Source organism: Indolivaga macrotermitis, from assembly GCF_900128985.1.
In the GTDB taxonomy this organism is placed as follows: domain Bacteria; phylum Bacteroidota; class Bacteroidia; order Bacteroidales; family Dysgonomonadaceae; genus Dysgonomonas_A; species Dysgonomonas_A macrotermitis.
This window is the reverse complement of sequence record NZ_FQUC01000001.1, coordinates 456,343-480,510: the sequence shown is the minus strand read 5'-3', so window position 1 is coordinate 480,510 and position 24,168 is coordinate 456,343. Positions and strand designations below refer to the sequence as shown.

Annotated in this window: 18 protein-coding genes; 3 read left to right on the top strand and 15 right to left on the bottom strand. The window is 39.6% G+C overall.

Annotated features, from left to right (window positions below; all coding sequences use genetic code 11):
• Positions 1–396: 396 nt before the first annotated feature.
• The 4 genes from BUC12_RS01890 to BUC12_RS01875 all read right to left on the bottom strand — a co-directional run bounded on the left by BUC12_RS01890 (position 397) and on the right by BUC12_RS01875 (position 5,226).
• Positions 397–1,827 carry a POT-type proton-dependent oligopeptide transporter gene (locus BUC12_RS01890; RefSeq protein ID WP_062175475.1) on the bottom strand — a complete coding sequence of 477 codons (1,431 nt, stop codon included), beginning with the start codon at positions 1,825–1,827 and terminating at the stop codon, positions 397–399.
• A gap of 47 nt (positions 1,828–1,874) precedes the next feature.
• Positions 1,875–2,573 (bottom strand): porin family protein, encoded by a 699-nt coding sequence (locus BUC12_RS01885; RefSeq protein ID WP_062175474.1) that lies wholly within the window; start codon positions 2,571–2,573, stop codon positions 1,875–1,877.
• Positions 2,570–4,393, bottom strand: a complete 1,824-nt coding sequence (locus BUC12_RS01880; protein WP_062175473.1) for a LysM peptidoglycan-binding domain-containing protein — start codon at positions 4,391–4,393, stop codon at positions 2,570–2,572. Before BUC12_RS01880 ends, BUC12_RS01885 begins: the two co-directional genes overlap by 4 nt.
• A gap of 98 nt (positions 4,394–4,491) precedes the next feature.
• Positions 4,492–5,226 (bottom strand): lysophospholipid acyltransferase family protein, encoded by a 735-nt coding sequence (locus BUC12_RS01875; protein WP_062175472.1) that lies wholly within the window; start codon positions 5,224–5,226, stop codon positions 4,492–4,494.
• 160 nt (positions 5,227–5,386) lie between these two features.
• Between BUC12_RS01875 and BUC12_RS01870 the strand changes: the two genes are divergently transcribed.
• On the top strand, positions 5,387–6,187 hold the full coding sequence (locus BUC12_RS01870; RefSeq protein ID WP_062175471.1) for a LicD family protein: 801 nt from the start codon (positions 5,387–5,389) through the stop codon (positions 6,185–6,187).
• Between the two features lies 1 nt (position 6,188).
• Here BUC12_RS01870 and BUC12_RS01865 read toward each other — a convergent pair whose 3' ends face one another.
• From BUC12_RS01865 to BUC12_RS01855, 3 genes are read right to left on the bottom strand one after another with little or no spacing between them, the layout of a single operon-like run.
• Complete coding sequence (locus tag BUC12_RS01865) at positions 6,189–6,749, bottom strand: GDSL-type esterase/lipase family protein (protein WP_062175470.1); 561 nt, start codon at positions 6,747–6,749, stop codon at positions 6,189–6,191.
• Positions 6,750–6,779: 30 nt separating this feature from the next.
• Entirely contained in the window at positions 6,780–8,693 is a 1,914-nt protein-coding gene (locus BUC12_RS01860; protein ID WP_062175469.1) for a DUF3857 domain-containing protein, read from the bottom strand.
• A gap of 12 nt (positions 8,694–8,705) precedes the next feature.
• Positions 8,706–10,685, bottom strand: coding sequence for a DUF3857 domain-containing protein (locus tag BUC12_RS01855; protein ID WP_062175468.1), 1,980 nt, complete (start codon positions 10,683–10,685; stop codon positions 8,706–8,708).
• Between the two features lie 285 nt (positions 10,686–10,970).
• Here BUC12_RS01855 and BUC12_RS01850 point away from each other — a divergent pair, with 285 nt between their 5' ends.
• Together BUC12_RS01850 and BUC12_RS01845 are read left to right on the top strand one after the other, a co-directional pair.
• Positions 10,971–11,516 carry a nitroreductase family protein gene (locus BUC12_RS01850; RefSeq protein ID WP_062175467.1) on the top strand — a complete coding sequence of 182 codons (546 nt, stop codon included), beginning with the start codon at positions 10,971–10,973 and terminating at the stop codon, positions 11,514–11,516.
• Entirely contained in the window at positions 11,516–12,448 is a 933-nt protein-coding gene (locus tag BUC12_RS01845) for a DMT family transporter (protein WP_062175466.1), read from the top strand. Before BUC12_RS01850 ends, BUC12_RS01845 begins: the two co-directional genes overlap by 1 nt.
• A 109-nt stretch (positions 12,449–12,557) precedes the next feature.
• Here the strand turns inward: BUC12_RS01845 and rhaD are convergent, their stop codons facing one another.
• The 8 genes from rhaD to BUC12_RS01805 all read right to left on the bottom strand — a co-directional run bounded on the left by rhaD (position 12,558) and on the right by BUC12_RS01805 (position 24,146).
• Positions 12,558–13,367 (bottom strand): rhamnulose-1-phosphate aldolase, encoded by an 810-nt coding sequence (gene rhaD, locus BUC12_RS01840; protein ID WP_062175465.1) that lies wholly within the window; start codon positions 13,365–13,367, stop codon positions 12,558–12,560.
• Between the two features lie 139 nt (positions 13,368–13,506).
• Complete coding sequence (gene rhaT / locus BUC12_RS01835) at positions 13,507–14,538, bottom strand: L-rhamnose/proton symporter RhaT (protein WP_062175464.1); 1,032 nt, start codon at positions 14,536–14,538, stop codon at positions 13,507–13,509.
• Positions 14,539–14,639: 101 nt separating this feature from the next.
• Positions 14,640–15,899 (bottom strand): L-rhamnose isomerase, encoded by a 1,260-nt coding sequence (locus BUC12_RS01830; RefSeq protein ID WP_062175463.1) that lies wholly within the window; start codon positions 15,897–15,899, stop codon positions 14,640–14,642.
• A 36-nt stretch (positions 15,900–15,935) separates the two neighbouring features.
• The gene (locus BUC12_RS01825; protein WP_062175462.1) at positions 15,936–17,417 is read right to left on the bottom strand and encodes a rhamnulokinase; all 1,482 of its coding nucleotides are present in this window, start codon (positions 17,415–17,417) and stop codon (positions 15,936–15,938) included.
• Between the two features lie 433 nt (positions 17,418–17,850).
• The gene (bglX, locus tag BUC12_RS01820) at positions 17,851–20,085 is read right to left on the bottom strand and encodes a beta-glucosidase BglX (RefSeq protein ID WP_062175846.1); all 2,235 of its coding nucleotides are present in this window, start codon (positions 20,083–20,085) and stop codon (positions 17,851–17,853) included.
• Positions 20,086–20,090: 5 nt separating this feature from the next.
• Positions 20,091–21,194: a family 16 glycosylhydrolase gene (locus tag BUC12_RS01815; protein ID WP_062175461.1), complete on the bottom strand. Its 1,104-nt coding sequence runs from the start codon at positions 21,192–21,194 to the stop codon at positions 20,091–20,093.
• Between the two features lie 57 nt (positions 21,195–21,251).
• The gene (locus BUC12_RS01810; protein ID WP_062175460.1) at positions 21,252–22,622 is read right to left on the bottom strand and encodes a hypothetical protein; all 1,371 of its coding nucleotides are present in this window, start codon (positions 22,620–22,622) and stop codon (positions 21,252–21,254) included.
• Between the two features lie 12 nt (positions 22,623–22,634).
• On the bottom strand, positions 22,635–24,146 hold the full coding sequence (locus tag BUC12_RS01805) for a RagB/SusD family nutrient uptake outer membrane protein (protein ID WP_062175459.1): 1,512 nt from the start codon (positions 24,144–24,146) through the stop codon (positions 22,635–22,637).
• Positions 24,147–24,168 lie beyond the last annotated feature (22 nt).

Sequence of the window (24,168 nt, the reverse complement as noted above, 5' to 3'; positions counted from 1 at the left end):
TTTATTCTTTTATACTATCAGACGCCATGATTACGAAAAAATGACAATCTGAATATAAATAATGCGAATCAGTAGTTGAAGACGTTCTAGCTTTTGCTGTAATGATCTTTATAGATAGGTGACAATAACTAAACAGAGGTGACATTTGGCTGTTACCTGAGTGTCACTTTTGTCACCTTACTATTTCACTATACATCAAGCAAATACTCTTAAAAAAGGTGACAAAGGTGACAAAAGTGACACCTTTTTTGAATTTATTTTTTTAGTTTTCCACTTTTAGTTTATTCTGTTCCAATATATCAAAGGGCTCTCTTGGTAATAGATAAAAATAAAAATCCTCCGGCTGTAACCGGAGGATCTAGTTATATCAGATAGATTTACTTTTAATTATCTGCTTTAGTTTTCTGCTAAGTTTTTCTTTGCATCCATATCTCTTGTCACTTTTCCATAAATAACCAAAGCAATGGCTGAGACCAGACCTATACCGAAGAAGAAAAACCAGATATAATGAGCATGAGCTGTTACATCGGCATATGCCTCCGGAGTATATCCCCGTGGATCGGGGCAATATCTTTCGAGAAGGAATCCCGAAATACCGAACGCTAAAATTGAAGACACAAACGAATGTAAATGACTAAATCCAAGATATAAGCCTTCTTCACCTTTAGGCGATTGCAATGAAAAGTATTCCAAAAACCGGGGTGAAATAAAACATTCTGCCAATGCCTGGAATGCAATACCTACTATCATCATCAACGTTACAGGATGTATAGTCCCAAATACCAAACTATCGCCCATCATCGAACCGGTAGCCATAATAGCTGCTGATATTGGGATAATAAACATACCCACAGTCATAGAAGCCAGCGCCGAGCGTTTTTGCATCAGGGTAGTAATAATATTCACCATCAAAAACACAACAAACGGATTCACATTGGCAATCCATCCGGGTGACGCGTCTGCTCCAACCAAACGGATTACATATTTCGGCATAGTTGCATACATTTGTTGTTGTACCATCCAGAATCCGCTGACGATAAGTATAAGAACGATCAGTCGACCGTTGGTACATACTTTTCCCAATGCTTTGAATATATCTGAAAAAGATTTTCCTTGTCCTTCGGTATTAGCCGAGCGATACATAAAATACACTGCTATCAGTGCTAATAATGTCATTGTACCCGAAAAATAATTGAGATACACCAATCCTACATCTCCTAAACTCTTTCGCAATGGATCAACTACCGTTTTTCCGGTAAAAGCCCCAATATTTACCATCATATAGAAAATAGCAAAACCTCTGGCACGGGTACTTTCCGTTGTTTCGCGGGCTACAGTACCCGAAATAACAGATTTTATAAATGCTCCACCAATTACGATCAGCAATAATATAGGTACTATAATCCATTGCTGCATACTTCCCAGCAAGCCTGTAAACTCGGTATCGTGACCGAATGTTACCAGACCTCTGTCTTCAAAGAATGCCGAGAATAACCCATTACCTGTTCCGGCTCCGTATTTTACCAATCCCGCATTTTCGAACATCGTGGGCACAATCCCTAATCCGAAATATCCTACTGTAAGTAGCAGGAAAGCGATGAGTATAGATGTTCTGAAACCTATTTTATCAGCATAAGCACCGACGAAGGTGGGAAGTAAATAAAGTAAAGCTGAAAATGTACCTGAAATTAATCCCGCCTCTATATCTGAGAACCCCCAGACATTGGACAAGTAGATGGTCAGAACAATGAATACAGCATAATACGCCAAACGCTCGAGTAATTCGACCGAGTTGGCGACCCAAAAGGCTTTAGAGAATTTTGTCATAATAGTCTAGAGTCTGTTTATATGTTATAGATTAGATATTGTCTCTTTCAGAAGGCTTTGATATAGTAGGTCAGTTTTGCTGAAATAACCCTGTTAGCCGAACGTGAATATGGATCATACTTCCGATTATCATATATATCGCCAAAGCCCATATAGTAACGCCCTTCTAAGGCAAAATTACCGACACCTGTACGAAGTTCTACCCCCATACCTACTGTTATACCATAATCTATTTTCCGCTGAGCTTTCAATCCATACAGATCAGTGGAGAAACTGGCTGAATCGGGAGGTGTGGCCAGCCATTCATCAAAGGCGGCATTTGTTTTCTCTTTATCGCTGAACATAATGCCTATTTGTGGACCGGCATTAAAGAAGAACCGTACCTTATCTCCAAAATAGATATGTGTCAGAAAGGGTATCGTGATATAATTCAATGTATGTTGATGCTGGTTTGCGACCAGATTTTCATCCCGAAAATCTGTTTTCCATCCCATTTGCGAGTAGTTCAATTCGGCTATTAACCCTACATTCTTCTCGGATATATAGCGCACGGAAACTCCGCCTTGAAATTGTTGTATGGATTTAGTCCTAAAATTGAGGTTAGTACTTGTAGGTACAATACTCATGGATGAAAAAGTTGGTCCGAACCCGACACCTACATTCCATTCCGATTTAAATTTATCCTGACCAAATCCTAGCAGGCTAGCCCCTATCAGAAACAAGCTTATCAACAGACATTTTTTCATTTACCGTATTCTATTTTATCGATTGTTCCGTTCGGCTTATAATGAATCAGATAAAATCCGTTATTCATAAAACCGCCTGTCGGGTTCGCTTTCACAAATGAGAATGGTGTCTGAAGAGTTGGAACTGCGACAGAACCAATCTGATTCTGAAAATCGCGTCCGTAATTCAGATAAGCTGTAAGGAAATACAATCCTGTATCATATCCCAGCATTCCATATTTCGGATAAGTATTTATCAGCGACTTATTATTATACCAGCCTTTGTAATCCTGTACAAACCTCGACACTTTATAGTCTGTATCATTAGCATAGAACGGAGTATAGAAATATGTATCATATTTGCCAAATTCTGTAGTATACTGGGTATATGTCTGCCACTCGGTGTGCCCGAATAGAGATATGCTTACTCCCGGCCTTTCGTTTACAACAGTCCCTAATGCCGGTAAAATAGTTTGTAGAGTCTGGATTGAGCCGGATGCCGGGATAATTACATTTTTTCTGCTGGGGTCGATTGCCAAAGCCAAGTTTGCAGTTAAGCTTTGATTGTCCGATATTTTTCTAATCTTTGTCCCTGACTGAGACAAATAACTATCTAACGTCGAAATAAGTTCTTTTTTATCATCTCCATTACCTGTTATACAGATAACATTTGCACCGGAAAATAAACTGACAAAAGTGCGGGCTACATTTGTGTATAATTCGCTGGAAGGAGCATTTACCTGAAACACATGGGTATTGTTCTGGGTCTCGTGTTTCTTAGTAGGGAAAGGGATAACGTACTTTATACCTTGTTTTTGAGCAAATGCAGACATTATGGAAATCTGTTCGGGTGAAACACCTCCTATAACCATATCAAGATTTTTCATTTCATAAGTATCAAGCAAACTTTTCAACTTTGCTGTACCTGTCTCTGATCCCATATCAAACACATACACATTAGCAGACAAGCCTCGTGCTTTGACATCGTTCAATGCCATCAGAAAACCTTCATAGTATTCCAAGAAGCGGGCGCTTTGTCCTTCCGATTTATTCAGGAAAGGCATTATTACCCCTATATTTAGTCCATTAATATCCTGCAAAGTAGATACTCCGGTCGAAACCTGAGGAGTAGCCGTATATGACGAACTATTCGCATTCGGTATCAAGATAGTCATACCTTGTTTAAGGCCATCTCTCAAAGAAGGATTCAGGCTTATCAGGTCTTCCGGTGTAGTATTATATTGCCTAGAGATTCCATAAAGGGTTTCTTTCGGCTCAACAGTATGCTGACGGTATTGCACAGGTGCAGGTACAGGCTGAACTTGCGGACGACCTTGAGCCGCTGCTGCTGTTTGCTCCTGACCTAATGGAATTACCAACCGTTGACCAATATATAAAGGTTTTTGACTAAGTTCGGGGTTTACATCCACCAATTGCTCAATAGAGACTCCTGTAGATTTTGAAATTGAATACAGTGTTTCTTTAGCTTTTACTATATATTCCCTGATTCCATATACCGAAGAACCTATTTTAGGCTGTGCGGTTGCTACCGCAGATTGCACTCCTCCGTTATCCGGAACCTTGATTGCTGCTCCTATTTTCAATCCATTCTCTATCTCCGGATTTAAGATATAAAGATCTGCTACCGGAACATTATACTGCTTAGATATCGAATAGGCAGTTTCTCCTTTTGAAACTATATGGGTGATATATTTTTTATCTGTCTGGTGAGAGCTTATTTCTGTGTTTGCTCCGAATTTCCCTATTGTTGTCGCTGACAGAGACGGTGCTAATAGCAGACAACCTAATACAAGAATGGATTTAATTTTTTTTAAACTCATTTGTCTATACGTTTATATTGAGTAGCAAAGGTATAAAATATAGCGACATTTTCGCATTTTTTTAATTCTCATTAGTTAACAGATACAGCGAATCCTTCTCATCTGAACTCAGCCCAAAGCCCCGACTCTATGGCACTACGGCTTTGCTCTATCAATTCGGGAATATCATCGGTGGTTAATCCTTTTGTTTCAATCGGATCATGTACGATTATCTCCATTGTTTTTCCGAAATGCATTGTCGAAGTATTTCTTTTCAAAACATTATACGGGCCATTCAATGTTATAGGAACTATTGGCAATTGCATCTGGGTAGCTATTACATACGCCCCTTTTCTAAACCGTCCCATCTTGGCATTCAGGGTTCGGGCTCCTTCGGGAAAGATAACCATAGAAACACCTTCTACGAGTTCTTCCTCGGCCTTCTGTATAGTTTGCAGCATTGTTTTTGTATTAGAGCTGTCCACAAACACATGGCCTGCTATTTCGGATGCTTTTCCGACAAAAGGTAGCCGGCGTAATTCGGACTTCTGTACCCATTTGATATTTTGGTTCAAGTACCCGTATGTCAGAAATATATCGAATGCACCCTGATGATTCGCAACAAAGACATACGATTCATCCGGCTTCACTTTAGCATTCGGCTTCACTCTTATTTTACAAAGAGCAGCCCTGCATACTATTTTAGACCAATATTTCGGAGGAACATATCCCCAGAATTTATGTTTACCAATGGTGCAGCCACACATAACCAATACAGCTGTTATAATAGTAGCAAACACAAGAATAGGAGTGAAAATCAGCCATTGGTAGAGGAACGACGCAACTACTCTCATCTTTGAATTTACTTTTGATTATTGATCAAATAAACAAAAATACATTTTTTTACTGTTGTGTAGATACCAACTTATTCTTTTTTCTTCAGATTTATATAAATCAAAGAAACTAAACACTTAATAAATACCTATTTTTGTATACTATTTTCTTTATGCGATTATGACTGACGATTTATCCCAATACAACCCCGAAGGTTCGGAACTTAGAAAATTACAACTCAAGATGTTGGAGATTCTGGAAACTGTAACATCTATTGCCGACAAATATAATATTCCATATTGGCTAAGTGGAGGTACTCTTCTGGGGGCTATGCGTCACGGAGGATTTATACCTTGGGATGATGATATAGACATAGAACTACTCTTACCCGATTATGAGAAGCTTCTTCAAAAACTTTCGGAAGAATTACCGGATACATTTTATCTACAAACACCTAAAGATAAAGGATACAGGCTATTATTTACAAAAGTGAGAGACCGTAATTCTATCGTGCATGAGGAAGATGATGAATTAGACAGATATACCGAAAAGGGATTGTATATCGACATTTTTCCGGAAGAACGAAGCTATAAGCGGTTGAAAAGTTTTGTCGATTTCTTTTATGGACGAGGATACAGACGCATTAAAAGAGGTAAGCCGTTTCATTCTGCACAATACTTCATGGAATATTTCTCGTCACTGTTATTTTTCTATCCTTTCGGTATCCTTCTGAAATATGTTGCACGCGGAATATGTTCTATCACTAAACCCAACCATATACTGCATAGCTATGGTATTGGAAATACCACTAATCACCATGCTTCTTATATATTACCGACCAGCACAATTGAATTCGAAGGAAAAACATTTTCGGCACCGGGTAATCCCGATGCTTACTTAAGCAAACAATATGGTGATTATATGACAATTCCGCCAAAAGAAAAAAGGGCTACTCATTTTTTACGTGTTACATACAAATAACTTACTCTGTCAATAAACTACTTATTGCTTCTTCAATTACTGTTTTCATTAAAGCATACCCTTCCTTACTGGGATGTATCTCATCTGGGATATATTGAGAGTCCATTGATCCGTCAGACTTCAAAAAAGGAGCGAAAAGATCGGCAAATACATATCCCTTCTGGTGGGCATACAATTCTATTTTCACATTTAGTTCGCATGTACGTGCAGATACCTCCTTCGATTTTCCTCCCCAATTAAAAACACGGGTGTAAGGAACCGATGTTAATATAACCTTTATACCATTTGATTCCGCCGATTCTGCCATAAACTTTAGATTAGCAAGGGTTTCGTCCTCATCGTAAGGTGCATTAAATTCCGAAGCATCATTAATTCCTCCGCTTATCACAACAATCTGAGGATTAAGATCAAGTACATCCCGTTTAAACCTGAGTAGCATTTCGTCTGTGGTCTGCCCTCCAATTCCCTTACATATATAGCCGTTAGACTTGAAGAAAACAGCATCTTTCCATTCCCAGAATTCAGTAATCGAATCTCCTATAAAAACAACCTTGTTCCCCATCTTTTCATTATGATTATGTAAGTATGTATTCTATAGTTGTTTCAATACCATTTTCCGGTTTAACGCCGATGTTATCTGAGTAAAAAAACTTTTAATGTCTGCATACTTACTCTTATCATAACGTCCGGTATAGATATCTATTGTTTGGGAATAGATTATTTGACCTTCCTTATTCTCACTTTTACAAACAAATATACCAAACTCAGTTTCGATCATTATATCTTTGGGCAAAAGCTCTACAGCATATCCTTGAGGCAGGTTGATCGAAACAAATACAGAATCTGTAAACCCTTGAGAAATTTCAATATCATGAACCCGTGTCTGGGCTGTCAGCATATTCAAGCTAGCTTGCCGTACAGGACTAAGAGGAATGAACAAACGGCTACCTGTCTTTGCTGCGAAATCGGCTGCAGAAAACGGCACAGACATTGAAGAAGATGGATAAGCTGATTTATTCAAGGATGTCTTGATCTGCCCTAACTGCATTTTAGAGATCGGAATACTTTGGTTTACATACTTAACCAACCGGTCACGGTCGTCCGACTCCATAACAGAATAGGATTGTTCGAAACCATCCAGATATTCTACGGTTGACACATCACCTGAGACGCCTCCATCTCCATCGACAGTTAAATTCAGAGTCGATTCTCTTTTATTTTGTTTATCTGTATAATCCGGAAGGCGGGCTATAGCTCCCCCTGTCTCTCCTATAACAACAGCATCGTGCCCTGCAATCTTCTGATGTACGTATCCGAACGGTAATGTCTGATTTGTACATTCAAGCCAAATGCTATCATTTCCATTCGGGACTAATAAAATAACATGGTCAGCCTGATTAAAATTCGGATAATCGGCAAATAATCTTTTCTCCTTTGTACTGATAACGCAGTAGTTAGACGGTATATCAATTGCTTTCAGCATCGCATACATATAATTGGTAAGCCCTTTGCAATCGCTAAATTTCACTTTAGACACAGTCATAGCATCCATGGGCTGATACCCACCGATACCCAGCTGAATACTTACATAACGGGTGTTCTTCTGCATATAATCAAATACAGTTTCCACTTTTTCCCTTACGGTTTTTGCATTCCGGGTCATATCTTCCAATTGAGCGATCAATGCCGGAGGCAGTTGGTCTTTGCCTTTCAATAATTTATCCACCCACAATCCGTAATTAGCCCAATCCGCCATATTACCACAATACGAGTCGAAACAAAAGTCTGAAGGTGCCATCAAGACACGGGGAAATATCTCCCTGAAGGAAGGAGCTAACGGCTCGTATGATATAGCCGGTAAACTACTTGAAGATGAAGAATAAACTGTGGATGCAGAAGTTTTCTCTTCTTCCATATCCAGATTTCCGAAAACATATTTTCTTAAAATAACAGAAGATGGTACTTCTATTTTTATGGTGCTTTTTTCTACTGACTGAAAATATCCGTCATAAGGATAAAATGCAGGATAGCTCAATATCCCATCTTTCCATTTTTCCTCATATTCGTACTCAACCGTATACGGATACGAAGGGCTTTTGTATATATAGAACATATCTACTCTACCTGTAGCTAAACCATCATCAGAAAGAGTAGAAGTAGTCAGGTCTCCTTTTTTTATCTTTCTTGTTATATTTCCCTCAGCATCCCTGATAATTCCGGAAAAAGAAGATAACTCCCGGAATTTATCTCCGGTAAAAGTAAAATTACCATAATCTTCTCCTTGCTTGTTCAATATGGTTACCACTTTTGTAACCTTATATATGGCTTTGTTGATATCCGACTGAATAAACTCTTCCTGATTTAGCCGGATCACGGTATTGGCATTTTTCTTTAAGCTGTCGGCAATCGTTACTACAGGATAAGCTTGTTTCTCTGCACCAAAGGCTTCCATGAATACAGTGAACACATAACAAAGAATAATAATGGTTTTGAAGTATCGTTTCATCACTTTTACTTATTATGATCCGGCCTTTTTTAATACTATCTGTGCAGAACTTTGAGCTACCATTTTGGTAAAAAAGTCCTGCAACTCACTATAAGACTCCTGATAAAGTTCCAGTTTATTGATTTGATAATAATATTGAATCTGTACCCTATTACCACTCGCGGCTATCCTGTATAAAAAAGTCAACTCATTATCTCCATAAACAACTTTAGTCGATTGTGGTAACTCCTCTACAACGTATCCTTCGGGAATAGTAACTGATATAATCTGCTTGTAATCCGTCAGACAATCAAAATTAACCGGAAATTTTCGGGTTTCCGCTTTAAACGGGTTCTCTGTAAATATCCTTTCGACTAACGGATTAAAATAAATCATATCATCACCTATCGATCCGCTTTTCATCAAAGTATAGCTGAGCCTAACGTCATCACCCGACGAATTTTCTCCGGATATTTCAAAATCTTCAATTGTACCGTTCAGCCTCGATGATAAGTTCTCTGTATATTCAGACTGATCCTTGAACTTTTCGTAATATCCTTTAAATTTTAGTGCTGCTTCATCTCGCATTATATCTTTTACAATAGATTTCATTCCCTTATCCGTAAACTCTACCGAAGCAACAATAGATGATATACCCTTTGTTTTTGTTGATAAATCCACCCAATCCGAATTTGTTCCATTTATAGCACGGGCTTGAGTCACCAGACTTCTTTCCGGCAAAACATTCCATGCTCCAAATTTAGATGCAGCATCAGTATAATAGGTCAATGTATCAATTTCGACAGCGGCAATAGCATAGTTCAGTTCCGAAATAGAAGGATTAGCTATAGGAAGCCTGCCCTTTCCGCGGCTACTCATCACAACCGGATAAGCATTGAAACCTCCGGCTTTAAGTGCATTTATCAACAGAAAATTTATATCGGCACTATTTCCCATTCCTGTTTTCAAAGCATCTTTCAGGTTATCAGGCGTCAGCGATATTTGGTCATTCCATTTCACCTTCGATTTTACCAACCCCAGAATTTCCACTGCACGGTCTAGAGTTTGCCCCGTGTTTGAGATATCATCTTTAAATAGTCCTGTTTTCTTCAAATTTCCTCCAAAGTCTTCAGCTTCCAGTAAGCGTCTGTCAACTTCTCCCCACGTAGTCGTTAAAGATTTGAACGTAGACCATGGATATTTGATTGACCTTAATTCAAAACTTACTTTTGTTACATAATCATCCAGAGCCCATAAGTAAGGTTCACTTTTGATTGCCGGAATATCCTTTCCGACCATCAAATATTTATCGGCATTAACCGATACCCTTTCGTTGTGATATCTTCCGTCATCATCTCTGTAATTCACACTGAAATTAAGATTCGACGGCTCCTTTTTCGTAATCAATGATTCGTATCCCTGCATGTTTACATTATAATAGTAATAATCCGGGATTATAATCTCGTAACTTGTATATAGAATAGGTACAGACGTCTGAAAACTGAATTCGCGCAATTCATACAGATATACTGAGGTTATGGTATATTTAAACTCCACAACGGAGCCAACCTTAGCAGCAGGCATCGAGAACTTCTTAACCTTCCACTTTTTCTCGACATTCTCATCGAATATATAATCATTCGAAAGCTTTGTCTTCACAATTTTACCATCTTCCAGATTATATGTAGTTCCGCTTAGCCCGGTTATTTTCTCTCCTACCGAATTACTTTCCTGATAATAAGAAAAACTCTGGTTGCAAAGATCAAGCCCCTCGCTCTTTAAAATTTTCATCTTCACCTTCAATGTGAACTCAAATTGAAAACCATTTAGCTCATTATAAACAAAACGGGTTTCGCCCACTTTAGATAGTATAACTGCCGAGGCTGCCGAATCCTGAGGATATACAGTCATATTTAGTTCTTCTAAAGTTGCATTTCCAAACTTTGATTGTGAAAACAGCACGTGTCCTTGCAGAAAAAACAATGCTCCAAGTAAATAGGTGTAGAATCTCATAGTAACAAAAAGTTAATTGTGCTTATATTGTTATGTAAATATATGTAAAATATTAACATAACAATACAAAATATAACAATATCGAATATAATATTCTATATTACCATTATAACCTAATTATAGAAATGGATATAGCACTATAAAAAGCCCATAAATAAAGGCGTAGAAGCTATAGGATTAACCTCAAACAATACATCACACTTCATCTAATATATTTAAGTCCGGAATAGGCTTTATTCTGTTTTATTGAGTAATTTTGCACTCTCATTCTTAAGCTTTTATTAGATGGATTTTCTTGAACTGGTAAACAAAAGGCAAAGTACACGTAAATATGACTCTTCGCGAAATGTAGAGCCTGAAAAAATCTCCCGGATTATTGAAGCTGCCCGTTTAGCTCCATCGGCTTGTAACTCACAGCCATGGCATTTTATTGTAGTGAATGAACCGGAACTTAAGAACAAGGTAGCAGATGCTGCTTCGGCCAGGTTATTAGGAATGAATCACTTTACAAAACAAGCTCCTGTACATATTGTTGTAGTTGAAGAAAAAGTAAACCTCAGCTCAAGCATAGGCGGGATAATTAAAAATAAAGAATTTGCCTTACTCGATCTGGGTATCGCTGCAGCACATATTACTCTGGCTGCCGAATCGGAAGGTTTGGGCTCATGCATATTAGGCTGGTTTAACGAAACGAAGATAAAGAAACTATTAAACATCCCTGATTCGAAGCGTGTAATTCTTGATATTATCATCGGCTATCCTGCTGAAACAACCAGAAACAAAAAAAGAAAAACAACAAACGAAATATTATCTTACAATACTTATAAATAATGGCTCTTTCGCAAAAACAATTCGGCCATATAACTATGTTTACGGTTATATGTTTTTTCGCTATAAATATTCCGATCAGTAAATATTTACTGCAATCCGGCTATATCAGCGCTTACGGGTTGACTCTCGCCCGTATCTCCTTTGCTACAGTTGCATTCTGGATAGCATCTGTTTTTATTAAGAAAGACAAGATAGAACGCAAAGATCATCTGATTCTTTTTGCCGGAGCATTACTTGGTATCATTTTTAATCAGGGGTTATTTATTTTCGGACTGAGCAATACTTCTCCTGTAGATGCCTCAATTATTACCACCAGCAGCCCGTTATTTGCCATGATCATTGCGGCTTTGGTTCTAAAAGAGCCGATAACCACACAGAAGGTATCCGGAGTTTTGCTCGGAGGGGTTGGTGCTATCTTTTTGGTATATACAGGTAATCACGGGGACATTACTACAGCCTCAAGCCTGAAAGGCAACCTATCTGTTGTAGGGAGTTCATTAAGCTACGCTACTTATCTGGTTATAACCAAACCGCTCACTTCTAAATATTCGTCTGTGACTTTGATGAAATGGATGTTCTTATATTCGCTAATCATGCTGATGCCATTATTTTATAAGGACCTGGCCTTTGCCCCTTTATTCCAGCAATCAGATTTCGTTCCATATATTCTGATAGGCTATACTTTATTGTTTGCGACGTTTATAGCTTATATGCTTATTCCGATAGCCCAACAACGTATTAGAGCTACTACCATATCTATGTACAATAACCTGCAACCGCTCATAGCTTCCTTTATAGCTATTGTACTGGGGCAAGATCATTTTTCAATCGAAAAAGCTATTTCAGCTATCCTTATCTTTAGCGGAGTATATCTGGTAACACAGAGTAAATCGCGGGCTGACGTTTTAGCCGAACAACAAAATAAGGCTTAATCTCTATACACCCTATAATAAAAAAAGGCCTCGAAATCACTTCGAGACCTTTTTCCCATCTAATTAAAATAACTAATCTTATAATCAAGTACAAACAAGTAGTGTTTTTTTATTTCGGAAGATTAAATGCTTCTTTCAAGGCCTGCATATCTTCCATAGAAGTTCCTGTAGGTTCAAATCCCATACCCTTAGCTGTCAGATATATCTGAGCCGACTTAGATAATGTATCTACCATATCGAACGCTTCCATGATATTTTCCCCGACTGCACAAACTCCGTGTTTTTCCCACATTACTACATCATAATCAGCTAATTCTTTCACGGTAGCCTCAGCTAATTCAACTGAACTTGGCATTTTGTAAGGGATGATACCCAATCCTCTCGGACAGAATGCCCGTGTCTCGGGAATCATACTCCAAAGCAGATAAGTAAGTTTATCTTTTTCGAGATATGCCGGATTATGAGTCATGGCAATCAGGTCGATCGGGTGTGTATGCAATGCCGCTTTGTAAGAAGAACCGCTACCGATCAAGTAATTGTGCATAGACAAGTGAGAAGGTAATTCCGATGTAGGTTTTACTGGATTATCGGCAATCATCACATAGCTGCTGCAATCATCCAGAATACGGATAACCGAGCCGTTTTCCATAGGCCATCGGGCAAGATCGCGCATACGTTTGTTGGTTCCTTTACAGAAAAAGTAACAACCTTTCAGGTGAGGCAGCGTAGTACCTATAGATACAGGTTCGCTGATCGGTTTCATATTTCTTATTTCGTCATCTATTACATCTGTAATATTGATGGTAATGTTACCTCCGTTACGCTCTGCCCAGCCTTTTTGCCAAAGGTATCCGGCAACTTCCGCTACATCTGCAACCTGTTTGGCTAATACCGGGCGATTGTCTAATATTGATTTCATGTTATATATAAGTAAAATAGTATACGATAATTATTTTGAACACTAAGGTACTAAGGTGCAAAATGGTTTTTATTCTTATAAACGATAAGTTATAAACCTTTACAACATAGCGCCTTTGCGTTTATTTCTATAAGTTTTATTATTGTTGAGCCATAGCTACTACTATAATAGAGGAAATTAGTACTACGAGCCCAAGTATCAGAATTCCGATAGTCTTGCTTCCCACTCCTTTCCATTCTTTCAGCACGATTCCCCACAGATTACTGAATAGTACATTCAGGGACATAAGGATGCTCCATGAGAAAGCCAATAGTACAGGGCTTTCGGTCAAAAAGCTTTTACCCATTTCGAGTCCGAAAAACTGAGAATACCATAATACTCCAGCTAACGCACAGAAAAGTATATTGTTCACTAATATGCCTGAGTTGACAGATGTATATTCTCTGATACTCTTATTCTTTACGTTTTGCTGAATACAATAAACTGCATTCGTAAAGAATCCACCCAATGTAACTAAAAAGATAACAGGTAAACCTGCGTATAGAGGTTTAACTCCGGCACTTAACGCTGCTTCTTTAATCGGTGTTCCCGCATCAAGCCCTAAAGCAAAGCACGCACTCATTACACCAGCCAACAAGGCAACCAAAAGTCCTTTAGTCAAAGCAAAGTCCTTAACAGCCGCTTTCTTTTCCTCTTCTGTCATGTTCTTGGAACGAAGGCTTCCCGCATAACCAATGATGGCTATACCCGCAAGGGTAATCGATACCCCGATAAGAAGCATCAGTCCGTCGCCATGCAACAGATCGGTACCACCAAACAAAGCCGGGAATAATGTACCGAAAGCAGCACAAGTACCTAAGGATATGCTTTGCCCGAGAGCTACTCCGAGAAAACGCATGCTAAGACCGAAAGTCAATCCGCCGACACCCCAAAGTACACCGAATATCATTGCCTTAAAAGCACCTCCGGATCCCCAAAGGTCGAACAGAGTTTGCCCTTCGGGTATTGCCAGTAACGCCCCCAACAAGGGAAATACCAGCCATGCAAATATACCTTGTACTAACCAAAAAGATTCCCACGACCAATCCTTTACTTTCTTGATAGGTACGTAGGAGCTTGATTGCCCAAGGCTACCCAAAGCGATTATCAATAGCCCTATAATTGTATTCATAAACAGATTTGTTTTAAGCTACAAATAGCTCACAACGGGGAGTCTTGTTGAATTAACCATGGTAAGTTATACCCCCGTCGCAAGCCGATCTGCACATGATTTTATGATCTCTTAGAAGTTACATTCTTCTCATACTTCTGAACAGCAGGAATAAAGTCTTCTCCTATTTCAACATTATTAGTTAAGCAGAAATAATCCCATACAGCATTCCAAGGAAGGCTCTTCGCTTCTTCAAGCAGAGCAAGTCTTTCGAAATATTGTCCGTTAGCTTCGTATTCGCGAAGTTGGGTAAGCGGCTCAAGGAAGCCTTGCAAAAATGCTTTTTGTGTAGCACGTACTCCGATTACATAAGCACCGATACGGTTGATTGATGCATCAAAGAAGTCTAATCCCACATGCACTCGGTCTAAAGCATCGGCACGTACAATTTCTCTTGCCAATTCGATAGTATCTTCATTCAATGTCACTACGTGGTCAGAATCCCAACGCACCGGACGGCTTACGTGAAGCATAATTTCAGGAGTGAATAATAGCAATGACGAAATCTTATCGGCAACACTTTCTGTCAAGTGGAAGTGACCTGTATCCAGAGTTACTATCTTTTGTTTTTTCGCCCCGTATCCTAAATAGAAGTCGTGAGAACCTACTGTATAACTTTCCAGTGCAATACCGAATAATTTAGACTCGATACAGTCTTTCATGTTCTTATAGTCGGTTGCAAATATATCATCCAGTGATTGTTCCAGGATTTGACGGTATTTCAAACGGTTTACAGTAAGGTCTTTCATACCATCGTGTATCCATAGATTCATGATACAAGGATCATTTTGGAATTTACCTATTTCTTCTGAAATAGCACGACTACGTTTTGTATGCTCGATCCAGAAATCACGGATACCTTTATCCGGATTTGCTAATGTAAGGTCTCCACTCTTTGGATGTCCGAAAGAGCTTGAATTGAAATCGATCTTCAGGTTCTTTTCTTTAGCCCACTCCATCCAACCGGTGAAATGTGAAGCTTCTATTTGATCTCTATCTACTGATTTTCCTCCGAAATCACCATAAATAGCATGCAAATTGAAACGGTGTGTACCTCCGATATGAGTCAGAACTTCTTCGATATCAGCTTTTACTTCACCGATATTACGTGCACGTCCCGGATAGTTTCCTGTAGCTTGAATACCGCTACCCCCTTGATTCCCCAGTGTTTCGAAACCAACAACATCATCTGTTTGCCAGCAATGTAAAGAAATAGACAGTTTTTGAAGGTTTTTCAGAGCTGCTTCAACATCCACACCTACTGCAGCATAGCGTTCTTTTGCTATCTCAAAAGATTTTTGCACCAATTCTGTTTTACTCATGACTTTATAATTTAGAGGTTAAGGTCTCAGACCTATTTATTTTATTTGTAATAATTGAAAAAACTTGTTATACGCTTCGTTCCATACTTCTGTATCACAGGGCTGGAATACTTCGGGAGTCACAGAATTACTGATTACTTTACGTATATCCTGTAAAGAATCTATTAGCCCTGCGCCCTTTGCCTGCATCATCACGTTACCAATAGCTGTTGCTTCCGATGGCCCCGCAACAACCGGCATACCTATAGAATTAGCTGTTGCCTGATTCAGTAAGCGGTTTTGTGAACCACCGCCGATCACATGCAATTTTTCGATCTTGAAAGGTGCTACTTTTTGTAGACATCCCAGCACGAAGCGATATTTAAGAGCCAAACTATCGAAGATACAACGGATAAACTCTGCATGGCTCTGAGGTTGCTTCTGACCGGTTTTCTGACAATACGTACAGATAGCCTTAGACATGCTCTCGGGGTTAGCAAAAGATGGATCGTCCGGATCTATCATTGACTGGAATCCTTCTATGGAATTCGACAGTTCAACAATTTCGGGATAGGTATATTTTTGTCCGGCAGCTTCCCACTCTTTTCGGCATTGTTCGAGAAGCCACATTCCGGTTATATTCTTTAAGAAACGGGTAGTACCGTTTACTCCACCCTCATTGGTAAAATTCAGATCAAATGACTCGTTTGTTATAATAGGATCATCTACCTCGATACCCATCAGGGACCAGGTTCCGGAACTCAGATAGGCAAACTTTTCGTTTTCCGCTGGAACGGCTGCTACTGCCGATCCGGTATCGTGACCTGCTACAGCAATAACCGGTATCCGGTCTATTCCACACTCTTTCATTATACTCTCCGTTACATAACCGATTACCTCTCCGGGCATTACTATCGGTTGCATCAATGAGGGACTTATCCCTATTGCATCGAATAACTTAGCTTCGAAATTCTTTGTTCTCGGATTTAGAAGTTGAGAAGTAGATGCAATTGTATATTCACACACCTTTTTACCAGTAAGCATATAAGATAAGGCATCCGGCATGAAAAGGATATCAGCAGCAGATTCCAATGCCGAAGATTTTTCTTTTTTAGCAGCAAATAACTGGAAAATAGAATTAAAATTCATTATCTGAATACCTGTCAGGTCATAAACTTCTTTCTTTGGCAGGATATTGAAATACTCTTCCGGCGCACCTTCGGTATAAGGGTCTCTGTATGAACGGGGCTGGCTGAGAACCGATCCGTCTTTACCCAGATATACGAAGTCTACACCCCAAGTATCTATACCTATAGCATCTATCTTTATACTCTGTGACGCAACTACTTTCAATCCATCTTTCAGAGCATCAAACAGTGCATATATATCCCAGTAATACTTATCATGTACGCGAATTATCTTGTTGGGAAAGCGAGTTAACTCTTTCAACTCTATTCTGTCGTTTTCTATAGTCGCTAGAATAGACCGTCCACTAGTGGCTCCCAGGTCAAATGCAAAAAAGTGGTGTATATTTTTCATGGCTTCATCTAAAATGTGGATAAGGTTATATACCCTTTTGTTGTTTTAACTAAAAAAGTAACAGTTCAGTATTATCCAGATTCTTTCTGTTACAATAAAAGGACGTAACAAAAGTAACACTTCGGATAAAAGCCTAATTGTTCAAAATGATTTAGATACTTTGAAAAATGACATTAATCTATTTTTTTATATTTTTTAGCATCTGTAATCTCCGAGAAAACCAGAAGACAAAAAACAAGAACAACAGCCCAATATATCAAACATTTAAAACAAATACACAGAATGCAGTTCACAGTAAAGAGGAAATACAAATACAAAAAAGCTTTTACTCTTGACCGTGCATAAAAAAACCGGAAGCTATTCACATAGCTTCCGGTAACCATCTAATCAAATCTTTATAATAAAACCACGAAGGTCTAAGACCTATCTACTTTTATAGGATTGAGAAACCTGCTTCTAATCCTTCGGAACTATTTGTCCCTATCCATAATTTAAAGTCTCCTGATTCTGCTTTTTTCACAAGGTCCCTGCCGAAGAAAGCCAGATCATCTGTAGATAAGGTAAACTCTATAGTTTGAGATTCACCTGCTTTCAGAGCAACCCTTTTGAATCCTTTCAACTCTTTAACCGGACGGGCAATAGAGCCAACCATATCCCTGATATAAAGCTGAGCCACTTCTACCCCGTCAACCGAGCTTGTATTTTTGATTGTGACTTTAGCCGTGATAGTTCCTCCCATCGGAATAGAGTTAGCGGACAAGGTCAATCCCGAATATTCGAATTTACTGTACGATAAACCATACCCAAACGGATATAATGGATTTTTACCCGAATCGAGATAGAATGAAGTATTACCTAAGGATGTTTGCCCGGCCTCTACCGGTATTTGATCTAATGTCATAATATCACCTTCGGGAGCCGGACGACCTGTACTATTGTGATTATAATACATCGGTATCTGACCTACTTCGCGAACAAATGTCACAGGCAGTTTTCCGCTAGGATTGGCTTTCCCGAAGATCAAATCGAGGATTGCCGGTCCACCCATCGTTCCCGGATGGAAATTAAATAACACAGCGTCTGCATAAGGCAGGTCACGTTCTATCGTCAACGGGCGACCTGCCATAATAACCAAAACAACCGGTTTACCTACACTTTTCACCTCTCTCAACAGATCAGACTGCACGCCTATCAAATTGATATTGGACAGGGAGTGAGCTTCTCCTGACAAGATAGATTCTTCACCTAAAAACACAATTGTAACATCTGCAGAAGCTGCTGCTTTTTTAGCTTTCTCGAAATTTGCCGTGCTTTTTTCACGGCTGAAGGCTAATACAGGCTCGTATACATAATTTATATTTGAATATTCTGTTTGAAGAGCTTTAAGCGGAGTTACCGTATGTGCCTTATCCCCGTCAAACACCCATGTTCCCATCTGATCGTGTGGTGCATCTGCCAAAGGACCGATTACTGCTACTTTCAGATTTTCTTTAAGAGGCAGAATATTGCCTTCATTCTTCAACAAGATCGCCGATTCTACAGCTGCTTTTCTGGCTTCCTGCAAATGCTCCTGTGAATAAATTGTGCTCGCTTTATTCGTATCGACATACGGGTTTGAGAATAATCCCAAACGGTATTTAGTACGAAGAATATTACGAACCGAATTATCTATGTCAGTCATCGACACCTGACCTGCCTCTACTAATTCTTTCAGGTGGCGGTGATATGTAAGACTCACCATCTCCATATCTAATCCTGCATTTGCAGAAATACGGGCTACATCTTTTGAATCTTTCGCGAATCCGTGCGCCAACATTTCGGACATCGAAGCCCAGTCCGACACCACAAACCCATCGAATTTCCATTGTTTACGTAAAACATCTTTCAACAAATAGTCATTGCCCGAAGCCGGTATTCCGTCATTGTCATTGAATGACGTCATCAATGTAGCCGCACCGGCATCTATTGCCTTTTTGAAAGGTGCCAGATATACATTGTGCATAAGGTGTGGAGGTATATTGGTACTATTATAGTCACGCCCTCCTTCTGCTGCACCATAGCCGATAAAGTGCTTTACACAAGCAGCGATCGAATTTGGCGAGGAAAGGTCATTTCCCTGAAACCCTCTCACCATAGCAGCTCCAAGTTCTCCTGCCAGATAAGGGTCTTCACCCAGACTTTCGGCAATACGCCCCCAGCGTGCATCTCTCGATATGTCAAGCATAGGTGCAAATGTCCATGTAATCCCTAATTCTCTCGACTCTGTAGCCGCAACACGGGCTCCATCTTCGACCAATTGGGGATTAAATGACGCAGCTTGTCCCAGCGGTATAGGAAACACTGTTTTGAGACCATGGATAACATCCCGCCCAATAATGAGGGGAATACCTAAACGGCTGTTTTCCATAGCTGTTTTTTGAATCCGGTTTACTTCATTCGGATCAATGATATTTAATAATGAGCCAATTTCTCCTTTTTTTATTTGTTCCAATAACTCTGCATTGGTTTCGAAATAGCTCAACTGATTCATTTGACCTATTTTCTCCTCCAACGTCATTTTTGAAAGAAGTTCCTCAACTCGTTTTTCTATATCGCTTTGAGCATAACTTGTTGTAAACATGCCAGCCAAAGCGAACACTCCTAACACTCCTATTTTTTTTATCATCATTTTCATTATTGCTTTTGAAATACACGTACATAGTCTATTGAATAAGTCGCAGGCAGTACTGATTCGTCCACACCTTCGGCTCCTCCCCAGTTACCTCCCCATGCAAGGTTCAGTTTCAGGTAGAAAGCTGCATCAAAAGGCCATGTATCTTTATTTCCTTTCTTATCATTTGCAAAGTAGAATAACTCTTTGCCGTCAACGTAAGTACGTATGTAATCTTCGGTCCATTCCAATGCATAAACATGGTATTCTGTTTGAGATGTTGAAAGATACGTTTCGCCTGTTTTCTCGGTTCCGATCGAATGGTTATAAGAGGTACAATGGATGGCCGAAGAAACATAATTAGGCCTGTATCCTACTTCTTCCATTATATCAATTTCTCCATCGGCGGGCCAGGATGTATAATTCTTAGGCATCATCCAGAAGGCAGGCCAAGTACCTTTTCCGGAAGGTAATTTCAATCGTGCTTCAAAATAGCCGTACTTCCAGCTTTGACTTGTATTCATACGGATTGAATAAACCTTATCGTCTATTTTCTTGGCTGTTATGGTGAGAACTCCGTCCTTAACTGCAGCTAACTGCTCCAAACCTTGATAACCTGCCACATAATTTTGAAGCTCATTGTTACCCCAGCCTCCGCCGCCTGTTTCGTACCACCAGTCTGCACTAGGCTCTGTACCTTCATCAAATTCATCATACCAAACCAATTTATATCCATCGGGAGTTGGAATTTCCGTACCTGGTGATTCTGGTTTAGCTGTCTGTTTCACAGGAACAGTTACACGGGTAGTACCGCATTTTAATACTACTGATCCTTCGCGTGCAGCAGTACTTGTATTGGCTGCAATAGTGACCGTAACTGTGCCCTTAGTATCTACAGAACCCGTAGGTGAGCAAGTGATCCAGCTCTCATTACTAAATGCACTCCATTCGCCCGAAGCGACTACCTCTAGTGTTTGGGTCGCTGTTGCATAACCCACACTTATTTCGGTCGGTGTACAGGCAATAGTTCCTACTACTCCCGAATCTTCGTTACTGCTACCATTACTACAGCTAGCCAATGAAAACAGCAGTGTGAATATGGTTAGTTTATTTAATATTCTATTCATAATTCGTGATTGATAAATTAGGGTGCTACTCCCTGATTGTTTCACACCCTATTTTAGTTAGTCTTTATGTACTTGCAGTATAACATCTTTTATCAGAACAGTTGTATTATCGGGATTTCCTCCAAAGTCAAAAACCAGTTTAGCTTTGGTTATATCCACACCTGTTGCATCGATTACCTTTGCCGCAATGTTTTCTCCGGCTCTGAGGTCGAACCGCTCTGTAAAGATGAAGATGTTGTCGTTATCACCGCCTCCATCTTGTACCAATTTTATCGTTACTCCACTGATGTCGTTCGACGCATTCAATGTTACTTTGAAATCATAATTTTCAGCAGATGTAGTTGCCAGAGCAGGAGTTATTAAATGAACCTGGCATTGCCACTGATCAAAGGTCGCGCTTGGAAGAACAAGCGAATATTCTGTTCCGTCAACAGTAAATGCAGGGTCAGCTATTTGATTCCATCCCGGAGCATAATGGAACGACGTAGTGAAAGTTACACCATGCCATAGGTTATCAGCACTATCTACAGCAACCCAGTTAGGTTCCGGAACCGACCCGCCGTCGGGGATTACTGTCCCGTCATCATTTGCATGGTCTTTGAATACAATATTCTCAACTATCATCTCTGTTCCGGCAGCATTTCCTCCAAAGTCTAATACTAATTTCAACTTGGAAATATCAAGACCTTCCATTTCGCTCTTCCAGAAGCAAGTAGGCTCATTAGCTGTTAATGCCCTAGTCTCCGCAAAGTAGAAAACATTATCATCAGTACTATCCACCAATTTTATCATAACATGAGGATGATCTTGAGACGAAGTAAGAATTACAGAAAAGTCATATTGCGTTCCTTCACTGCTTCCCATATTCGTTCCTAACGCCATTTGTGCCTGCCATGTATCTGTAGTAGCTTCGGGTAAACTTAATGTATAAGCTCCATCTGACAACGTATATGCCGGATCTGCAATCTGACTCCAACCCGGAGCATACCAAAACGTAGGTGCATCTATTGTTGCTTTTTTCCACAAGTTGAAATCCGAATCATACACAAATCCACCAAATCCACTTATAATAGTTTTATCGATATGAAAAGTTTTGGTAATAACACCATCGCTCATACCATTTGCATTGGCAATTTTTACATCTATACTATAGTCGCCTGCTTTGCGGTAATACTTCTTCATACTAAATGAAGACGAATAAGTCTTACCATCAAGGATCCACACCGGTGTAACTCCTTTTCCGGTAAAAGAAAAAGTCACATAGTTGGTTGTTTGATCAATATCAATCTGGATAGCATCTTCATACTCTGTTGCCAGTGGAATAGCACCATTAGGTGATGTAAAATCGTCGGGAGAACAACCTGCCTGAACAAGAGCCATAAGCACTATCAAGAGGCTCATTCCAATATAATTATATATTTTTCTCATAATCCTTTTTAATTAATAGTTGTTTTGGGTTAATGTACCTTGTGCAGCATCTATCTCGCTCTGAGGAATAGGCAAGTACTTTTTGCTTGTAGTCCATGAATGAGTTCTATAACCATAGCTATCCGGCACAAGTACTGTAGCAGCTTTTCCTGTACGTATCAAATCCCAATAACGTTTTCCTTCTCCTACAAATTCCAAATGACGCTCTTCTATAATATTATCAATTGTTGCCTCCAACTCAGTTGTTAGTCCTGCACGCTTACGCACCTGATTAAGGTATCCTTTGGCATCACCGGATCCTGCCCCACGTACTATAAGTTCGGCAGCATTCAGCAATGTCTCGGAATAGCGGTAAATACGAAGGTTATTATTGTAATTTAAATCTCCATCAGCAATCTGGTCTGCATTGCCTCCTGTTTGTGCTACGTATTTTTCAAGAAAGAACCCTGTATCCTGATAACGAGCATTGTAGCTTCCGGCGCTAGCTGCATCCCAACAAGTAGCTCCCCGACGGGTATCGTTATTCGAATAACGAGTATATGTTTCTGTTCGCACCGGACAGAATCCCCAACCATTATCATGACCATCTGTACCATCAGCCCAACCGCTGGGGCTTATCAGACGTGGTAACACTGTTCCTCCTGCTACAAGTGGACTGTTCCAAGAGCGAGCAGCATTATCGTCTTTGTAATTAACCTCAAAGATAGATTCGGTACTCCATTCTCCCGATTCTTTAAATATACCGGTATAATCACCTACAAGAGAATAACTTCCGCTATCTACGATTTCTTTCATATATTGTAATGCTTTCGGGTAACGGCTTTCATCATTCTGATACATTACGATCTCGGCATAGAGCATATACGCCATTGCTTTAGTCACACGCCCGTAGTTATTACTGGTTTCTTTCATAGGGAAAGCATCAAGAGCGATAGCCCCTTCCAGATCGAGAATTATATTATTATACACATCATCTGCACTCAGCTGTTCTGCCAGATAAGGCGATGTCAGGTTTGTCTCATAGTAAGGTATATTTCCCCAGAATTTCCAAAGCCAGTTATAATAAAAGACACGTAACACACGTGCTTGCGCCTCATAATAAGTTGCATTTTTGGCAGTGAGGTTATCTCCGGCCCAACCGATATAAGTTAGAATATCATTGCTACGTTTTATTCCGGAATATGCCACAGTCCAAAGCCCTGTCATGCAATTTGTAGGAAGAGCCTCGTAATTCATCATCAAATGCCAATACTGATTGTCTGTTTTATCGGCTCCACCTACCCAGATATCATCGGCCATAATATCACTCATGATATTAACCGGATTATATTGACTCATTGCCCAATCCGGCCAATGAAGAGGATCGTAAGCTGCAACTACCGCTTCCTGTATATGTTCATCAGTAGTGAAATAGGTATCAATTGTCTCTTGAGTTTTAGACTCCAGTTCTAAAAAAGATTCGGAACATCCTGTCAGAAATGCGGATGTAATCAAACCGAGCATTATATATTTATATCTTTTCATAATGTTTAAATTGAAATTAGGG

Excerpts from the sequence above, each read along its gene's own strand:
- BUC12_RS01890 (WP_062175475.1), bottom strand. The coding sequence starts at position 1,827 with ATGACAAAATTCTCTAAAGCCTTTTGGGTCGCCAACTCGGTCGAATTA.
- BUC12_RS01885 (WP_062175474.1), bottom strand. The coding sequence starts at position 2,573 with ATGAAAAAATGTCTGTTGATAAGCTTGTTTCTGATAGGGGCTAGCCTG.
- BUC12_RS01880 (WP_062175473.1), bottom strand. The coding sequence starts at position 4,393 with ATGAGTTTAAAAAAAATTAAATCCATTCTTGTATTAGGTTGTCTGCTA.
- BUC12_RS01875 (WP_062175472.1), bottom strand. The coding sequence starts at position 5,226 with ATGAGAGTAGTTGCGTCGTTCCTCTACCAATGGCTGATTTTCACTCCT.
- BUC12_RS01870 (WP_062175471.1), top strand. The coding sequence starts at position 5,387 with ATGACTGACGATTTATCCCAATACAACCCCGAAGGTTCGGAACTTAGA.
- BUC12_RS01865 (WP_062175470.1), bottom strand. The coding sequence starts at position 6,749 with ATGGGGAACAAGGTTGTTTTTATAGGAGATTCGATTACTGAATTCTGG.
- BUC12_RS01860 (WP_062175469.1), bottom strand. The coding sequence starts at position 8,693 with ATGAAACGATACTTCAAAACCATTATTATTCTTTGTTATGTGTTCACT.
- BUC12_RS01855 (WP_062175468.1), bottom strand. The coding sequence starts at position 10,685 with ATGAGATTCTACACCTATTTACTTGGAGCATTGTTTTTTCTGCAAGGA.
- BUC12_RS01850 (WP_062175467.1), top strand. The coding sequence starts at position 10,971 with ATGGATTTTCTTGAACTGGTAAACAAAAGGCAAAGTACACGTAAATAT.
- BUC12_RS01845 (WP_062175466.1), top strand. The coding sequence starts at position 11,516 with ATGGCTCTTTCGCAAAAACAATTCGGCCATATAACTATGTTTACGGTT.
- rhaD (WP_062175465.1), bottom strand. The coding sequence starts at position 13,367 with ATGAAATCAATATTAGACAATCGCCCGGTATTAGCCAAACAGGTTGCA.
- rhaT (WP_062175464.1), bottom strand. The coding sequence starts at position 14,538 with ATGAATACAATTATAGGGCTATTGATAATCGCTTTGGGTAGCCTTGGG.
- BUC12_RS01830 (WP_062175463.1), bottom strand. The coding sequence starts at position 15,899 with ATGAGTAAAACAGAATTGGTGCAAAAATCTTTTGAGATAGCAAAAGAA.
- BUC12_RS01825 (WP_062175462.1), bottom strand. The coding sequence starts at position 17,417 with ATGAAAAATATACACCACTTTTTTGCATTTGACCTGGGAGCCACTAGT.
- bglX (WP_062175846.1), bottom strand. The coding sequence starts at position 20,085 with ATGATGATAAAAAAAATAGGAGTGTTAGGAGTGTTCGCTTTGGCTGGC.
- BUC12_RS01815 (WP_062175461.1), bottom strand. The coding sequence starts at position 21,194 with ATGAATAGAATATTAAATAAACTAACCATATTCACACTGCTGTTTTCA.
- BUC12_RS01810 (WP_062175460.1), bottom strand. The coding sequence starts at position 22,622 with ATGAGAAAAATATATAATTATATTGGAATGAGCCTCTTGATAGTGCTT.
- BUC12_RS01805 (WP_062175459.1), bottom strand. The coding sequence starts at position 24,146 with ATGAAAAGATATAAATATATAATGCTCGGTTTGATTACATCCGCATTT.